Source organism: Methyloferula stellata AR4 (assembly GCF_000385335.1).
GTDB classification, from domain to species: Bacteria; Pseudomonadota; Alphaproteobacteria; order Rhizobiales; family Beijerinckiaceae; genus Methyloferula; species Methyloferula stellata.
Genome location: NZ_ARWA01000001.1, coordinates 1,009,011 through 1,024,646 on the forward strand (window position 1 = coordinate 1,009,011; position 15,636 = coordinate 1,024,646).

Genomic DNA, 15,636 nt, shown 5'->3' on the forward strand with positions numbered 1-15,636 from the left:
TTCTAATTAAGCGCGGGACCGCTCCCATGCGCTTGGAGACATGGCATGCCTTTGCGCTTAAAATTGTTTCGATCCGCCCTGGCGTTCGGCCTTTGTGCCGGCGGCCTTGCCGCCATGACGCCCGCCTATGCGCAGACAGCGGCGGCACCAAGCCCGGCGGCGCCCCTCGTCGATCCGGCGCAGGACGCGGCCAAACGTGCGTTCGAGGCTCTCCCCGAGGCCGATCGCGTGGCGATCCAGGACGGACTGATCTGGACGGGCGATTATAAGGGCATAGCTGACGGTAAATTCGGTAAAGGCACGCGCGATGCCATCGCGGCTTTCGCTGCCCGCAACAAATTTCCGGCCGATGGCACGTTGGACGCCAAAGGGCGTGCCGCGCTCGCCGCGGCCGCCATCAAGGCGAAGGACGCGGTGAATTTCAGCGTCAAGGCGGATGAACGCGCAGGCGTCCGCATCGGGCTGCCGCAGAAACTTCTGACCAAGGCAAAGCCTTTGGCTTCGGGCACGCGCTACAGCAGCGCGGATGAGAGCTTTTCCGTCGAGACCACGCATATCGCGGGCGCCGTTCCGTTACAGGATAGCTTCAATGTGGCGATCGCCGACGCGCCGGGCCGCAAGGTGACCTATAAAGTGCTGCGACCGGATTTCTTCGTCGTCACGGGCGAGGCGGGCGCCAACACCTTCTATACGCGGATGACGCGCGGCGAACGCGGCCTTGCGGGGTTCACCATCACCTATCCGGCGAGCGCGAAAGCGCGCCTCGATCCGGTCTCGATCGCGATCGCCAATTCCTTCGTGGCTTTCCCCGAGGCGGCGGCAACCGCGCCTGCTCCAACTGCCGGTCCGAATGCGAGCCCAAACGCGAGTCCAAGCGCGCCTGCGGCGGCCAATCCTGCCGTACCCAATGTTGAGAACGGGGCGGCAAAACCTGTTTTGACGGCAAGCGGCATCGCCATTGCTCCCGGCCTGATCCTGACAAGCCTGCCCAAAACATGCAGTGAGCCGCTGGTCGGCACGAAAAAGGCCAAAGTCGCGAAGCAGGATGATGCGGACGGCTTGACTCTGCTGTCCCTTCCGGGTGCTCCGGCAGCGAGCCTTCCCTTGCGCGTCACCGATCCTGCGAGTCCGGCGCAAGTGGTGATCTTGTCTTTCGTGCCGCATAGCAATGCCGATGAATTGACCGGCGCCTCGGGCGATTTTCATAAGGCCGACGCGACAAGCGCCTGGCGTCTTCTGGCACCGCTGCAAAGCCCTGTGGCGGGCGCTGCCATATTCGATCGCAGTGGGGCGCTGGCCGGCCTCGTCCCCGTTGAGGCAAGTCCGGGCAAGCCGATTGCCGGCGTCTTGCCGCAGATGAACCGGGCGGCGCTTCCGGCTTCCAAACTTGCGAGTTTTCTCGGCGATGCGCGGCCAAAGCCGGCAGAGCACGCCGACCCCCGCACAGCGGGCGAAATTGTGGCTATGGGGCGGCCAGCCATGGTTCCCATCTATTGCCCACATTGACCCTCTGCTGGTCAAATTGAGAGCGTTTTTGGGTGCAAAAGCCTGCTGCGCGGCGCGGCAGGGACAAAATCAGAGCTGGCTCTTGCCCTTGTCACCGTCACGCCGCATAACCCGCCGGAATAGCGCGGGTGCAACCGATCGGGAGATCGAGTCTTGCCCGTTCATAGATCACGATGATTTTGGATGGGTTCAAGTCAAGGCTTGCCTGACTTAAACCTTTCGAAAGCCCGACGCGGGCAGGCCCGAGTTGGGTCAATCCAAAGCCACCCGCCAAAACGACTTGCAGGATTCGAATTTGACACGGCTTTCGCGCAGAACTGCCAAACGCGCCTTAGTTGAAAACCGCGCTTTGATCAAAGGACGTAAGATTGGGACCGGTCCTGATACGTCCGCATCTCAGCCAGCAGCAACGCTTCAGGACAATCATCCAAAGCCGATATCCCCGGATTTAACGAGCAAAAGGAAGACCGCCACGCGTCGTGAAGGCCTTTTGAAAAAACTTGGCATCGCGCTGAGCCTCGTGATCGCGGGGCTCTCGCTCTTCGTTTTGACGCGCACCCTGGCCGGCGTGGATATCAACGCCTTGCGCGGCGCCATCGCTGCCACGAGCGGCGAGCAGATCACCTCGGCCTTTCTGTTGACGGCTCTCTCCTTCCTGGCTTTGACGGGCTATGACGGCTTGGCTCTGCGGCAATTGCGTTTGCGCGTGCCTTACCGGACGACGGCTCTGGCCTCGTTTACGAGCTATGCCATCTCCTTCACCTTGGGCTTTCCGCTCATCACGGCAGGCACAGTTCGCTATTGGATCTATTCGCAAGCGGGCCTTACGGCGAGCAAGGTCGCGAGCCTCACCGTCATCGCGGGCGTTACCTTCTGGCTCGGCATGGCCCTGGTGATCGGCGTCGCCCTGGCGATAGAGGGGCATACGATCAGCACGCTCAATCATCTCGATCCGACGGCCAACCGGCTGATCGGCTTCGGCGTGATCGCGGCGCTGCTCGTCTATCTCGTTTGGGTCTCCATCGGACACCGCCGCACGCGCATTCAAGGCTTGCGCCTGGAACTGCCGGGGCTTGGCGTCAGTCTTGGCCAGATCGTTTTGGGCGTCATCGATCTTTGTTCGGCGGCGGGCGTGCTTTACGTCTTGCTGCCGTCGCATCGGCTGCTCGATTTTTTCACTTTCGCGGCGACCTATGTCTTTGCTTGCGTCCTTGGCATCGCCAGCAATGCGCCGGGCGGAATCGGCGTTTTCGAGGCGGCCATGATCAAGGTCGTGCCGGTGACGTCCGAGGCGGAGCTTCTCGCCTCGCTGCTTCTCTTCCGAGTGATCTACTATCTCATTCCCTTCGTTCTCGCGCTCGCCTTTATCGGGGCGCATGAAGCCTTCCGGCGTTGGAAGAGTCTCCGCGAGGCGATGATCCGCAGCGAAAACGGGAAATTCGACGAGATCGAATGAAACCGTGTTGATGACAGTTTTATAACGTAAATCACCGGCTGCGATTGCATGGATCGCATTTCTGACACATCGGGTATACTAGGCCCGATGGATCAAAAACGCGATTTCAACACGCTCAAGCTGGTCGGCGGTCTCATCGAGGCTCTGCCCGAAGCCGTCCTGGTCATCGCCGCCGATGACCGGGTTCTCCTGTTCAACGAGCCGGCGCATACGCTGTTTCCGACGCTGCGCCCCGGCGATCTCCTGGCCCGGAGCCTGCGCTCTCCGGACGTGCTCGATTCCCTTGGACGCGTGCGTTCGACTGGCCGGTCGGAGCGGGTGACCTGGCTTGAACGCGTGCCGGTCGAACGCGTCTTCGAGGTCAATGTCGCGCCGCTCGCCGGCGCCGATATCAAGCCGACGCTCGTTCTCACATTGCGCGACTTGAGCGAAACGCGGCGCATCGAACGGATGCGCGCCGATTTCGTCGCCAATGCCAGCCATGAATTGCGCACGCCGCTCGCATCTCTGCTCGGCTTCGTCGAGACCTTGATGGGGCCGGCGCGGGAGGACGCGCAAGCCCGCACCAAATTTCTGATCATCATGCGCGAGCAGGCGCAGCGCATGTCGCGCCTCGTCGACGATCTTTTGTCCTTGTCGCGGATCGAGCAGAATTTGCATCTGCGGCCGCAGGAGGCGGTCGATCTGACGGCCGTATGCCGCCATATCGTCGATACGCTTGGGCCCCTGGCGCGGGAAAATGAAGTGGCTTTGAAATTGGACGCTTCCGCGCCGGTCATCGTCGCGGGCGATCGTGACGAATTGCTGCGCGTGGCGGAAAATCTCGTCGAGAACGCGATCAAATATGGGGCCTCATATCCCACCAATGCCGATAAGAGCGTCGATATTTCGGTTCTGGCGCCGAAAGGCGAGGGCTTGTTGATGGTCCGCGACCACGGTCCGGGCATCGCGCCGGAACATCTGCCGCGTCTGACCGAACGCTTCTATCGTGTCGATGCCGGGCAGAGCCGGGCGAAGGGCGGAACGGGTCTTGGCCTCGCGATCGTCAAGCATATTATCGCGCGCCATCGGGGCCGCTTGAATATCGAGTCAAAACTCGGCGAAGGCGCCACCTTCAGCGTCGCTCTTCCGCTTCATCCGCGCTGAGGCCTTGCATTGCGGGCTGGCGAAAGATTCATCATAACGTCATATAGATGTTATCTGCCTGTCGTCAGATTAGGACAGTCGAGAAGGGAGATGTTTAATCAAACCCTCGTTCATGCCAATTGACATAGACTAACGCCGATCCAGCATCGGGGGTCTTAATTCAGACGAGCGGAAAAACTATTCAGTTTTTCCATGACATGCCCTAGGTCATCGCCATATCATCGGAAAGGTCCAGAGTGCGTCTCAAAGCCAGAACCAACGATCGCCTCATCAGGCAAGATGATAATCCCACGCAAAGGATGCGGTCATGAATGAGACGAGCTCTGGCTTGACCCTGAAGATGTCGATCAAGGATCTCAATTTCTTTTATGGCGACACGCTTGCCCTGAAATCCGTCAACCTGCCGTTCCACGCCCATAAGGTGACGGCTTTGATCGGTCCTTCCGGCTGCGGGAAGTCGACGCTGCTGCGCGTCTTGAACCGGATGTATGATCTCTATCCGAGGCAGCGCGCGGAAGGCGAAGTCCTTCTCGATGGCGTCAATATTCTCAAGCCCGACCAGGATCTCAATATGCTGCGGGCGCGGGTCGGCATGGTGTTCCAGAAACCGACCCCCTTTCCGATGACGATCTATGATAACATCGCCTTCGGCATCAAACTTTACGAGAAGGTGCCGAAGAAGGAACTCGACGATCGCATCGAAGCGGCCTTGAAGGGCGCTGCTTTATGGGACGAAGTTTCGGGCAAGCTTCATACGAGCGGCTTGTCCTTGTCGGGTGGCCAGCAGCAAAGGCTTTGCATTGCGCGTACTATCGCCATTCATCCGGAAGTCATCCTGTTCGACGAGCCCTGCTCGGCGCTAGATCCGATATCCACCGCGAAGATCGAAGAATTGATCGATGAGCTCAAGGAAGCTTACACGATCGTCATCGTGACGCATAATATGCAGCAGGCGGCGCGAGTCTCCGAGTTTACGGCATTCATGTATCTCGGCGAATTGGTCGAATATGGCGACACGTCGCGGATTTTCACGCAGCCGGAAAAGCCTCAAACACAAAATTATATCACCGGCCGGTTTGGCTGACAGCGCCTTCGAGGATCATTCTATGTCCGACCACACCGTCAGAGCCTACGACAAGGAACTCGAAGTTCTCGGCCGCAAGATCGCCGAAATGGGCGGTATCGCCGAGAAAATGGCGTCAGATGCCATGGACGCGCTTGCGAATTTCGATCTCGATCTTGCCGAGAGAACGGTCGCCGCCGACCCGCGCCTCGATATTCTGCAACGCGATATCGAAGAGCAGGCCATTTTGACGATCGCGCGGCGCCAGCCGATGGCCGTCGATTTGCGCGAGATTGTTGCCGCCATCAGGGTCTCGGGCGATCTTGAGCGCGTCGGTGACCTCGCAAAGAACATCGCAAAGCGGACCCTGAAAATCGCGGCCGAGCCGCGCATTCCGCGCGCGATCGTCGGCCTCAAAACAATGTATGAAACCGCGGCCATGCTTTTGAAGGATGTTCTCGACGCCTATGCACAGCGCGATGTCGAACGCGCCCGCAGCGTCTGGACGCGCGACATGCAGCTCGATGCCCTGGAAGATTCCGTCTTCCGCGATCTTCTCACCTTCATGATGGAAGATCCGCGCAACATTTCGTTTTGTGCGCATCTTTTATTCTGCTCGAAGAACATCGAGCGGATCGGCGATCATTCGACCAATATAGCGGAAACCGTCGTTTATCTGGTGACGGGTGAGGCCTTGCCGATGGATCGGCCGAAAGGCGGCCAGGTCCTGGCACCGCAATCGGCTTAAGGCGCGCGGCCGGCGAGCGCATTTATCAAGAAGGCGAATGCTTCAAATGCATTCGCCTTTCTTGTGTGGTTACCCTTCCGCCGAATTCTGCATTCGCCTTTCGCGCTCACGTTCGCGGCGGCGTTCCTGCACGGGCTGATAGGCCATGCGCGTGTGATAGGCGCAATAGGGCCCTTCGGACGCGGTTGTTTTGTGCGCCCCGCAATAGCGGAACTCCGCGCTTGTCGGATCGCCATGCGGCCAGCGGCACATGGATTCCTTCAATTCCATGATCGTGACACGCTCGGTCATCGGAATGACGATGTTTTCGATCGGCTTCGGTGCCAGATATTCGAATGGCTCCGCTTTCATCGCCAAGGCCGTATTGCCCCGGATGACCGGACCGCCGCTGGACCGCGTCATCATCGGGCGTTGCGGCTGTTTCAGCCTCACTCTGGTACTGGGTGCCGCCTGCGCTTTGACGCGTCCGGAAAGACCGAGGCGATGAACCTTGCCGATGACGGCGTTGCGCGTGATCCCATTCGCAAGTTCACCAGCAATCTGGCTGGCGCTTAATCCTTCGAGCCAGAGCTTCCGCAGGAGCTCAACTCGTTCATCCGTCCAGGACATTCATGTCCTCCTTCGAACTGGCCGCCGCATGGTTCGTGCGCAGCTGAGGCATCCGGCCTTCAGTAAAATCGAGCCACGCATGACTTGATCCCACTCGATAACGCTTGAACCTGTACCACCGCCTGTGGCGAAGACTTTGAGGAATCCAATGCGTACCGCAGCACCGGAAACCGGTGTCGTTTAAACGCACACGCTTCAAAGGTAAATCGCCGCACGAGATGTCGTAGCCGACAAAAAGGAGGCTACACTAGCACTTGAATCACGCGCAAGAGTCACGATGACGAGACCCGTGTTTTCAACAGGAGCTTGCACAAAAGCCACAGACCAAACGTTTCAAACGTGAACAAAACGGAATCATTTTTGGGTATGCGATAGCTATATGACTCATGCCTTGTGCATTGATGTTGCGGCGAAGGTCATTTGATTGGTACGTGAGCAATAGTGATCTTAGGATCGGCTGGTTTGTTGAGAGATCAGCCAAGCTTGTTGACACGCGGACCGATGCGGAATGAGCTGATGCTTATATAAGACAAGCCCTCCGCGTTGATGCGCAGGCGCGCCAGGGGGCGCAAGGCTTCGAAATAGTCCGGAATTGACCGAAACGGCGAGGCTTCCTAGAATGGCTTTTCTTGCCATTGCCGTCCCCTGTGGGGCGGCAGTTTGATTTTTGAGGACTGCGTCGACACTTGGAGGAGAATGTGGGCTCGTCGCTGCTTCCGACCTATGCGCGTGCGGATCTCGCTTTCGAGCGCGGTGAGGGCGCATGGCTCATCTCGACCAAAGGCGAGCGTTTCCTCGATTTTGGCGCGGGCATTGCCGTGGCCTCGCTCGGCCATGCCAATCCGGCGCTTGTCGAAGCTCTGACCCGTCAAGCGCAAAAGCTCTGGCATACCTCGAACCTCTTCGAGATCCCAGAAGCCGAGCGGCTGGCCAAACGCCTGACCGAAGTGACCTTCGCCGATCTCGTCTTCTTTACGAATTCGGGCGCCGAAGCCGTCGAAGGCGCGCTGAAGACCGCGCGCAAATTTCAATCGGCGAGCGGTCATCCTGAAAAGTTTGAGATCATCACCTGCGAAGGCGCCTTTCATGGCCGTACGCTGGCGACGATCGCTGCCGGCGGCAATCCCAAATATCTCGAAGGTTTCGGTCCCAAGCTCGAAGGCTTCGTTCAAATCCCGTTGAATGATATCGAGGCTCTGAAGGCCGCCGTCGGGCCGCATACGGGGGCAATCCTCGTCGAGCCCATTCAGGGCGAGGGCGGCATTCGCATGGCGACGCGCGAATTCCTCGAAACGATGCGCCAGCTCTGCGACGAACACGGGTTGCTCTTGATCTTCGACGAAGTGCAAACGGGCGTCGGGCGCGTCGGCACGCTGTTTTCCTACGAGCATTACGGTGTCGTGCCGGACATCATGGCCATTGCCAAAGGGCTCGGCGGCGGTTTCCCGCTCGGTGCCTTTTTGACCACGCGAGACGCCGGCAAAGGCATGCAGGTCGGCACGCATGGCACGACTTATGGCGGCAATCCGCTCGCAACCACCGTCGGCATGGCCGTGCTCGATATCGTGCTTGGACCCGGCTTTCTCGATCATGTGAAGGCGATGGGGCTTTTGCTCAAGCAGCGTCTGGCCGAGCTCCAGGACGCCCATCCCGACGTGATCGCAGATGTGCGCGGGCTTGGTTTGATGCTTGGGCTCGCTTTGCATGGGCCCGTCGCAAATTTTGTCGCCGCCGCCCGCCAGGAGAAAATTCTGGTCATTCCGGCGGCCGACAATGTCGCGCGCCTCTTGCCGCCGCTGATCATCACGGAAGACGAGATCGCGGAAGCGATCCGGCGATTGGATGCAACCTGCCTGCGGCTCGAGGCCGAAATGGGCCTCGCGCAGAAGAGAGCCGCGCTATGACGGCATCTCATTCCGGCCTGAACGGCACGGCGACGGCCCGCCATTTCCTCGATCTTTCGGAGATACCGGCCCCCGATCTGCGGCATATTCTCGATGCTGCGGCTCGCATCAAGGCAGGCCGCCGCAAGGGTCAGATCGCGGCTGAGCGCCCGCTGGCAGGCAAGATGCTTGCGATGATATTCGACAAGCCGTCGACGCGGACGCGCGTCTCCTTCGACGTCGGCATGCGCGAATTGGGCGGCGAGACGATCATGCTGACAGGGCAGGAGATGCAGCTCGGACGCGGCGAGACCATCGCCGATACGGCGCGCGTTCTCTCGCGTTTCGTCGACGCGGTCGTCATCCGCATCCTGAGCCATACGGACATGCAGGAATTGGCCGATCACGCGAGCATCCCCGTCATCAATGGCCTCACCAAGAAGACGCATCCCTGCCAGGTGATGGCCGACGTGCTCACCTTCGAGGAACATCGCGGTCCAATCAAGGGCCGCACCGTCGCCTGGACGGGCGATGCCAATAACGTGCTCGCAAGTTGGGTTCACGCAGCGCAGCGGTTCGACTTCGAGATCAATGTCGCAACGCCCGCCGAACTCGCCATGCCGGCGGAACTGGTCGAATGGGCGAAGCGTTCAAAAACGCGTTTGAATGTCACGCGCGATCCCTTCGAGGCGGTGCGCCGTGCCGATGCGGTGATTTCGGATTGCTGGGTTTCGATGGGCGACGAGGATGAAACTTTTCGGCATAATCTTCTCGCGCCCTATCAGGTGAACGCGAAACTCATGGCCGCCGCCGCCAAGGACGCGATCTTCATGCATTGTCTGCCGGCGCATCGCGGCGAAGAAGTCACCGATGAAGTGATCGATGGACCGCAATCCGTTGTCTTCGACGAGGCGGAAAACCGGCTGCATGCGCAAAAGGGCATTCTTGCCTGGTGTTTGGGGGCGAGCGGCGCATGAGCGGTTCCGAACCTTCCCGCCCGGTCTCGGATCGCGGACTCGACGATGTCGTTTTGCCCTTTTCGGTCGAACCGCTCGACGTGCGCGGCCGTGTCGTACGGCTTGGGCCCGCGGTCGATCACATTTTGGGCCAGCATAAATATCCGCCGCCGGTCGCGCGGCTCGTCGGCGAAGCGGCGGCCTTGACCGTGCTGCTCGGCACCTCGCTCAAAATGGAGGGCCGCTTTCAATTGCAGACCCGCAGCGATGGGCTGATCGGCATGCTCGTCGTCGATTTCGATGCGCCCGATCGGCTACGGGCTTTCGCGCGCTATGATTCCGAGCGGCTGGCCGAGATCGATGCCGAGACCGAGCTTCTCGGCAAAGGCCATTTGGCCTTTACGATCGATCAGGGCAATGACATGTCGCGCTATCAGGGCGTCGTGGCGCTCGAAGGGCAGGGGTTGGAGGAAGCGGCGCATCAATATTTCCGCCAGTCCGAACAGATCCCGACGCGCGTGCGCCTCGCGGTGGCCGAAAGCGTGACGGGCGCCGGCGCCAATTGGCGCGCCGGCGGGTTGATGGTGCAGTTCTTGCCGACCTCGCCCGAGCGGCAGCGCCAGATCGATCTCGATCCAGGCGATGCGCCGGCCGGCACCGCGCCGCCCGCCCAGGAAGAAGACGATGCCTGGACGGAGGCCAAATTGCTCGCCTCGACCATCGAGGATCATGAGCTTGTCGATCCGACATTGTCGAGCGAACGCCTGCTCTATCGCCTGTTCCATGAGCGTGGCGTCAAAGTCTTCGAACCGCAAGAAGTGCGGGACTCGTGTCGTTGTTCGCGCGACGGCATTGCCAATATGCTGCGGAATTTTTCAGCCCAGGAGCGCCGCGACATGATCGGCGACAATGGCAAGATCGGCGTCACCTGCGAATTCTGCTCGACCTTCCGGGAGTTCGATCCGAAGGATTTCGACGAGGGGTGAGAGCTTAATCTTCCCTTGATAATGTATCATATCATGATACATTATTTCCTGTAGGGAAGTTCATGTCGGCGATTTTCAAAGGCAAGCAGCTTGATGAAATTCTTGACGGCAGGTGTCCGAAGGGATTTCCGGCTTCAATTCTCAAAGTCGCTCGACGGAAACTTGCCATCGTGAAAGCCGCCGCTTTTCTCGAAGACTTGAAAGCGCCGCCAGGAAATAAACTTCATCCCTTGGTCGGTGACAGGTCAGGGCAATGGGCGATTTGGATCAACGATCAATACCGCATCTGCTTCTGCTGGACGGACAAGGGCGCCAACGACATCGAAATTACCGATTACCATTAGGATGATGCCATGACCAAGCAACTGCCGCCCCTCCACCCGGGCGAAATTCTTCGCGAGGAATTCATCCTGCCTTACGGTCTCACCGCCGGAAAAGTCGCCAAGGCTTGCGGCGTGCCCAGGACCCGCATCGAACGCATCGTGAATGAAGAAAAAGGCCTCAGCGGTGATACGGCTTTAAGGCTTGCTAAGTTTTTCCGGACGTCTCCCGAATTCTGGATGAACCTGCAATCTCTTTACGAAGTGCAGGTTGCCAAACGTGAGATCGGCGAGAAAATCGAAGAGATCGAACCGATCGATATCGCCGATTGATGGACCAGAAACTCGTCCATCCGATGCTATCGAGCGCCGCGATATGATCGGCGACAATGGCAAGATCGGCGTCACCTGCGAATTCTGCTCGACCTTCCGGAGTTCGATCCGAAGGATTTCGATGAGTGGTCATCGCGATTTAGCCTAATGATCGCATAAGTCGATGAGACAAATCCTTATTTTACAAAACCAAATTATTGCATCGATCGTAAATGAGTTGTTATGTGGACATCATTTAAAAATCTTTTCGCTCGCTCTAAAGGTCTAAATGCCGCGCTGGGCGAGGTCATTTTCCATACTCCAAGAGAGCACGGCATATACTCTAGTTCTTTTTTCGAATGGAGAGTCAAAAGATCACTTGATGACACGGCTACTTATATATCGGTTGCCATGAAAGCGGATAGTTATGCGGGACCGGAGGGCAGCCCAACAAACTACATCAGTTTTGACCTGGAAGCCGCGATCCGGCTCCGCGACAACTTAAATGGATGCATAGAATTCATGCGTCGTAACAACTAACACCTAAAGCTTCCGCAGCTCCACCTGCTCGATGCGGTGGCTCGGACCCTTGGTGAGGATGAGATCGGCGCGCGGCCGTGTCGGCAAGATGTTCTCGCGCAGATTGGCGAGATTGATGCGCTGCCAGATCGAGCGCGCGACGGCCTCGGCCTCTGTATCGCTCAGCTCCGCATATTTCCGGAAATAGGAGCGCGGATCGCGGAACGCCGTCTGCCGCAGCCGCATGAAACGCGACACGTACCATTTTTCGAGATCGTCTTCCTCGGCATGAAGATAGATCGAAAAATCGAAGAAATCCGAGACGAAGGGGATGGCGCGGCCGTCCTTCATCGCCCGGTTCGGCAAGAGCACGTTGAGCCCCTCGACGATGAGAATATCCGGCCGGTCGACGGCAACGCTCTCGCCCGGCACGATGTCGTAAGTCAGATGCGAATAGACCGGCGCGGGGACGTGGCGCTGGCCGGCTTTGATGTTCGACAGAAAGTGCAAAAGCTCGGCGCCGTCATAGCTCTCCGGAAAGCCTTTCTTGTCCATCAAGCCTTCGCGCTGGAGAAAGGCATTGTCATGGAGAAAGCCGTCCGTCGTCACGAGCTCGACCTTGGGCGTATTGTGCCAGCGCGACAAAAGCGCCTGCATCACGCGCGACAAAGTCGATTTGCCAGCGGCGACAGAGCCGCCGACGCCAATGATATAAGGCACCTTGCCGTCTTCCGCATCGAGGAAGCGCTGGGTCGCTTTGAAGAGCCCTTGCGTGGCTGCGACGTAAAGCGCGAGAAGACGCGACAGCGGCAGGTAGATCGCGATGACTTCTTCGAGCGAAATCGGATCGTCGATCGATTGCAGCCGCGCCAGATCTTCCATCGTCAAGGTGAGCGGCGTGTCGGCGCGCAAAGCCGCCCATTCATGGCGGCTGAAGCGATGATAGGGTGACGGAAGCGCCGGGCCGAGCTCGGCCTGTTTTTCCATGAATTCGTCGATCACCAATGTGTTGGTGCTCATCTCATCCTTTCCGCCGCGTCTTCCGGCGTCACTCAGCTCTAAACGCCGGCCGTCGTGCGGGCGGCCTTTTCCTCATGCCCCGATTGCTGCGTCCGCCGCTCGAGTTCGGCCAAAACCTCTTGCATGGAGATTCCGCTCGCCTGGAAAAGCACGAGCAGATGATAGAGGAGATCGGCGCTTTCGCAAATGAGTGCCGCCCTATCACTTTGGACAGCCGCGATGACCGTTTCGACGGCCTCTTCGCCGAGTTTCTTTGCGACCCGCGCGGGACCCGCCTCCAGAAGGGACTTCGTATAGGAGGATGCAGCCGCCGCACCTGCGCGTGCACTGATGATCGCGGCAAGATCCGTCAAAGTGAAGGTGGTCATCGCCTATCCCACTGGCTTATTGGAGGGCGTATCCAACCGGATCGCGACACCATGCTCGGCCATATAATGCTTCGCCTCGCCGATTGAAAATGTGCCGAAGTGGAAGATCGAGGCGGCGAGCACGGCGGTTGCGCCGCCTTCCCGGATGCCTTCGACGAGATGAGCGAGCGTGCCGACACCGCCGGACGCGATGACGGGCACCGAGACCGCATCGGTCACGGCGCGGGTTAGCGCGAGGTCGAAGCCGCTCTTGGTGCCGTCGCGGTCCATCGAGGTCAAAAGCAGTTCGCCCGCGCCGAGCGCAACCACTTCGCGGGCATATTGGATCGCGTCGATGCCGGTAGGCTTACGGCCGCCATGGGTGAAGATCTCCCATTTGCCTGGGGCCGTGGCCTTCGCATCTATGGCGACGACAATGCATTGATTGCCGAATTTCTCCGCCGCGGCCTTCACGAAAGCGCGATCGGAGACGGCCGCCGTATTGATCGAGACCTTGTCGGCACCTGCCAGCAACAGCTTGCGGATATCGTCGAGAACCCTGACGCCGCCGCCGACGGTGAGCGGCATGAAACAGGCTTCCGCCGTGCGGCGCACGACATCGAGCATGATGCCGCGATCTTCATGGCTCGCCGTAATGTCGAGAAAGCAAAGTTCGTCGGCGCCCGCCGCATCATAGGCGATGGCGCATTCGACCGGATCGCCGGCATCGCGCAGGTCGAGGAAATTAATGCCCTTGACGACGCGGCCATCCTTCACGTCGAGGCAGGGGATGATGCGCGACTTAAGCAAGCGATGCCTCCCGCGCGCCGCGCAGCAGAGCCAGAGCTTCGCCGGGATCGATCCGTCCATCATAGAGCGCCCGGCCGGTGATTGCGCCTGCGAGCTTGGCGCAATCGGGCTGAATCAGCCGCTCGATGTCCGCTAACGAGGCGAGCCCGCCCGAGGCGATCACCGGAATCGCAATCGCATCGGCCAATGCCAGGGTGGCTTCGATGTTGAGACCCTTCAGCACGCCGTCGCGGGCGATGTCGGTATAGATCACCGCCGCGACGCCGGCATCCTCGAACCGCTTGCCGAGATCGGCGGCGGAGAGTTCCGACGTTTTGGCCCAGCCTTCGACGGCCACATAGCCATCGCGCGCGTCGATGCCGACCGCGACGCGGCCCGGATGGGCTTTCGCCGCGGCGCGGACGAAATCCGGATCGCGCACGGCCGCCGTCCCGATGATGACGCGCGAGACGCCTTTGCCGAGCCAGGCTTCGATGGTCGAAAGATCGCGGATGCCGCCGCCAAGCTGCACCGGCATTTTGACTTTCGCCAATATGCCTTCGACGGCTTGCGCATTCATCGGTTTGCCGGCGAAGGCGCCGTCGAGATCGACCACATGAAGATGCGTGAAACCTTGGCGCTCGAAGCTTTGCGCCTGCGCCGCCGGATCGGCGTTGAACACGGTCGCAGCCTGCATGTCGCCCTGAACGAGGCGCACGCATTGACCTTCCTTGAGATCGATCGCCGGAAAAAGGATCACGGCTTCCACCTCAGAAAATTGGCGAGTAGCGCCAGACCAAGGTTTTGGCTCTTCTCGGGATGAAATTGCGTGCCGGCCATATTGTCCTGGCCGACCATGGCTGTGACCGGGCCGCCGTAATCGGTGGCGGCGATCATCGAGGCGCCCGGCACGGAGCGAAACCCGTAGGAATGGACGAAATAGGCGTGCCATCCGTCGCGCCCGGTCGGGATGCCTTCGAGCAGCGGATGCGCGATCGCGACATCGAGCGTATTCCAGCCCATATGCGGGATCTTAAGCTGAGGATCGGCGGGCTCCAGGGCCGCGACTTCGCCTTCGATCCATCCCAAGCCTTGCGTCGTTTCATGTTCGAGGCCGCGCTCGGCCATGAGCTGCATGCCGACGCAAATACCCAAGAAGGGCCGCGCCTTTTCATGCACGGCTTGCGTCAAGGCATCGAGCAATCCCGGCACGGACTCAAGCCCGCGGCGGCAATCGGCGAAGGCGCCGACGCCCGGCAGGACGATCCGCTCGGCCGATAAAATATCGTCAGGCTTCGAGGTCACTTTGATCTCGCCTCTGAAGCCGGCCTCGCCTGCCGCGCGTTCAAGTGCCTTATGCGCGGAATGCAGGTTTCCGGACCCGTAATCGACGATGGCAAGGCTCAAGGGCGAGTCTCCGGTTCCGGAAAAAGGCCGAAGGCCGTCTCGGCGGCCGAGGCCTGTGGCGCGCGCGGAGGAAGCGGCGGCGGCACGGGCGATGGCGATGCGGCTTCCTGCCAGCGATGGAAGAAATGAATTTCCGCGTCGTCCCGCGTGTCACCGCTGACGATATCGGTCAGAGCTTTGCCCTCGCTCGTCAGCTTTTGCCGGCGCCATTGCTGGCCTTCGAAGCCGCAGAGAAGCGCGATCAGAAACGCGGCGAATTCCTTCGCGAAAAACGAAAGCCCCAGAGGCACGGCAAAGAGGATCGCCATGGCCGCGCACCACGCGAGGAGAGGCAGCCAGAGCCGATGCCACAAGAGCCAAAGCGGCGCGAAGATAAAGGCGCCCCAGGAGAAGCCCTCCGGCACGAAAGCCGCGTCTTGCACATCCTGGCCTTGCGCATGAACAGTATAGACGGTCATTGATCAACTCTACGCTTGTTGCGCTAATCCGCTGTTCAGGCCCTCGTCCTTCGAGACACCGCTTCGCGGCTCCTCAGGATGAGGGCCCCGACGATCAAGCCAAAGCCCTCA

The 15,636-nt window shown here is 59.7% G+C and carries 17 protein-coding genes; 10 read left to right on the plus strand and 7 right to left on the minus strand.

Annotation, left to right across the window (positions count from 1 at the left end; genetic code table 11):
- The first annotated feature begins 45 nt into the window (after positions 1–45).
- The 5 genes from A3OQ_RS21340 to phoU all read left to right on the plus strand — a co-directional run bounded on the left by A3OQ_RS21340 (position 46) and on the right by phoU (position 5,919).
- Positions 46–1,506 (plus strand): peptidoglycan-binding domain-containing protein, encoded by a 1,461-nt coding sequence (locus A3OQ_RS21340; protein ID WP_020174266.1) that lies wholly within the window; start codon positions 46–48, stop codon positions 1,504–1,506.
- Between the two features lie 490 nt (positions 1,507–1,996).
- Positions 1,997–2,962, plus strand: a complete 966-nt coding sequence (locus A3OQ_RS0104995; protein ID WP_244427096.1) for a lysylphosphatidylglycerol synthase domain-containing protein — start codon at positions 1,997–1,999, stop codon at positions 2,960–2,962.
- An 87-nt stretch (positions 2,963–3,049) separates the two neighbouring features.
- The gene (locus A3OQ_RS0105000) at positions 3,050–4,108 is read left to right on the plus strand and encodes an ATP-binding protein (protein ID WP_020174268.1); all 1,059 of its coding nucleotides are present in this window, start codon (positions 3,050–3,052) and stop codon (positions 4,106–4,108) included.
- Between the two features lie 307 nt (positions 4,109–4,415).
- Entirely contained in the window at positions 4,416–5,192 is a 777-nt protein-coding gene (gene pstB, locus A3OQ_RS0105005; protein ID WP_020174269.1) for a phosphate ABC transporter ATP-binding protein PstB, read from the plus strand.
- 22 nt (positions 5,193–5,214) lie between these two features.
- The gene (gene phoU, locus A3OQ_RS0105010) at positions 5,215–5,919 is read left to right on the plus strand and encodes a phosphate signaling complex protein PhoU (protein ID WP_026595508.1); all 705 of its coding nucleotides are present in this window, start codon (positions 5,215–5,217) and stop codon (positions 5,917–5,919) included.
- 69 nt (positions 5,920–5,988) lie between these two features.
- On the opposite strand, the gene A3OQ_RS0105015 is transcribed toward phoU, so the two are convergent.
- Positions 5,989–6,528 (minus strand): GcrA family cell cycle regulator, encoded by a 540-nt coding sequence (locus tag A3OQ_RS0105015; protein ID WP_020174271.1) that lies wholly within the window; start codon positions 6,526–6,528, stop codon positions 5,989–5,991.
- Positions 6,529–7,226: 698 nt separating this feature from the next.
- Here A3OQ_RS0105015 and A3OQ_RS0105020 point away from each other — a divergent pair.
- The 5 genes from A3OQ_RS0105020 to A3OQ_RS0105040 all read left to right on the plus strand — a co-directional run bounded on the left by A3OQ_RS0105020 (position 7,227) and on the right by A3OQ_RS0105040 (position 11,006).
- The gene (locus A3OQ_RS0105020) at positions 7,227–8,432 is read left to right on the plus strand and encodes an aspartate aminotransferase family protein (protein WP_026595509.1); all 1,206 of its coding nucleotides are present in this window, start codon (positions 7,227–7,229) and stop codon (positions 8,430–8,432) included.
- Positions 8,429–9,388, plus strand: coding sequence for an ornithine carbamoyltransferase (argF, locus tag A3OQ_RS0105025; protein ID WP_020174273.1), 960 nt, complete (start codon positions 8,429–8,431; stop codon positions 9,386–9,388). The genes A3OQ_RS0105020 and argF overlap by 4 nt, the downstream gene beginning before the upstream one ends.
- The gene (locus tag A3OQ_RS0105030) at positions 9,385–10,353 is read left to right on the plus strand and encodes an Hsp33 family molecular chaperone (RefSeq protein WP_026595510.1); all 969 of its coding nucleotides are present in this window, start codon (positions 9,385–9,387) and stop codon (positions 10,351–10,353) included. The genes argF and A3OQ_RS0105030 overlap by 4 nt, the downstream gene beginning before the upstream one ends.
- Before the next feature lie 62 nt (positions 10,354–10,415).
- A complete protein-coding gene (locus A3OQ_RS0105035) occupies positions 10,416–10,697 on the plus strand; it encodes a type II toxin-antitoxin system RelE/ParE family toxin (protein ID WP_020174275.1) in 282 nt (93 codons plus the stop codon).
- Positions 10,698–10,706: 9 nt separating this feature from the next.
- Complete coding sequence (locus A3OQ_RS0105040) at positions 10,707–11,006, plus strand: HigA family addiction module antitoxin (RefSeq protein WP_020174276.1); 300 nt, start codon at positions 10,707–10,709, stop codon at positions 11,004–11,006.
- Between the two features lie 522 nt (positions 11,007–11,528).
- Here the strand turns inward: A3OQ_RS0105040 and coaA are convergent.
- The 6 genes from coaA to A3OQ_RS0105075 all read right to left on the minus strand — a co-directional run bounded on the left by coaA (position 11,529) and on the right by A3OQ_RS0105075 (position 15,525).
- On the minus strand, positions 11,529–12,491 hold the full coding sequence (gene coaA, locus A3OQ_RS0105050; RefSeq protein WP_040580604.1) for a type I pantothenate kinase: 963 nt from the start codon (positions 12,489–12,491) through the stop codon (positions 11,529–11,531).
- A gap of 71 nt (positions 12,492–12,562) precedes the next feature.
- A complete protein-coding gene (locus A3OQ_RS0105055; protein WP_020174279.1) occupies positions 12,563–12,892 on the minus strand; it encodes a phosphoribosyl-ATP diphosphatase in 330 nt (109 codons plus the stop codon).
- A gap of 3 nt (positions 12,893–12,895) precedes the next feature.
- Positions 12,896–13,681 carry an imidazole glycerol phosphate synthase subunit HisF gene (gene hisF, locus A3OQ_RS0105060; protein ID WP_026595512.1) on the minus strand — a complete coding sequence of 262 codons (786 nt, stop codon included), beginning with the start codon at positions 13,679–13,681 and terminating at the stop codon, positions 12,896–12,898.
- Complete coding sequence (gene hisA / locus A3OQ_RS0105065) at positions 13,674–14,420, minus strand: 1-(5-phosphoribosyl)-5-[(5-phosphoribosylamino)methylideneamino]imidazole-4-carboxamide isomerase (RefSeq protein ID WP_026595513.1); 747 nt, start codon at positions 14,418–14,420, stop codon at positions 13,674–13,676. The genes hisF and hisA overlap by 8 nt, the downstream gene beginning before the upstream one ends.
- On the minus strand, positions 14,417–15,067 hold the full coding sequence (hisH, locus tag A3OQ_RS0105070) for an imidazole glycerol phosphate synthase subunit HisH (RefSeq protein ID WP_020174282.1): 651 nt from the start codon (positions 15,065–15,067) through the stop codon (positions 14,417–14,419). Before hisH ends, hisA begins: the two co-directional genes overlap by 4 nt.
- A complete protein-coding gene (locus A3OQ_RS0105075) occupies positions 15,064–15,525 on the minus strand; it encodes a DUF2628 domain-containing protein (protein WP_020174283.1) in 462 nt (153 codons plus the stop codon). The genes hisH and A3OQ_RS0105075 overlap by 4 nt, the downstream gene beginning before the upstream one ends.
- Positions 15,526–15,636: the final 111 nt, after the last annotated feature.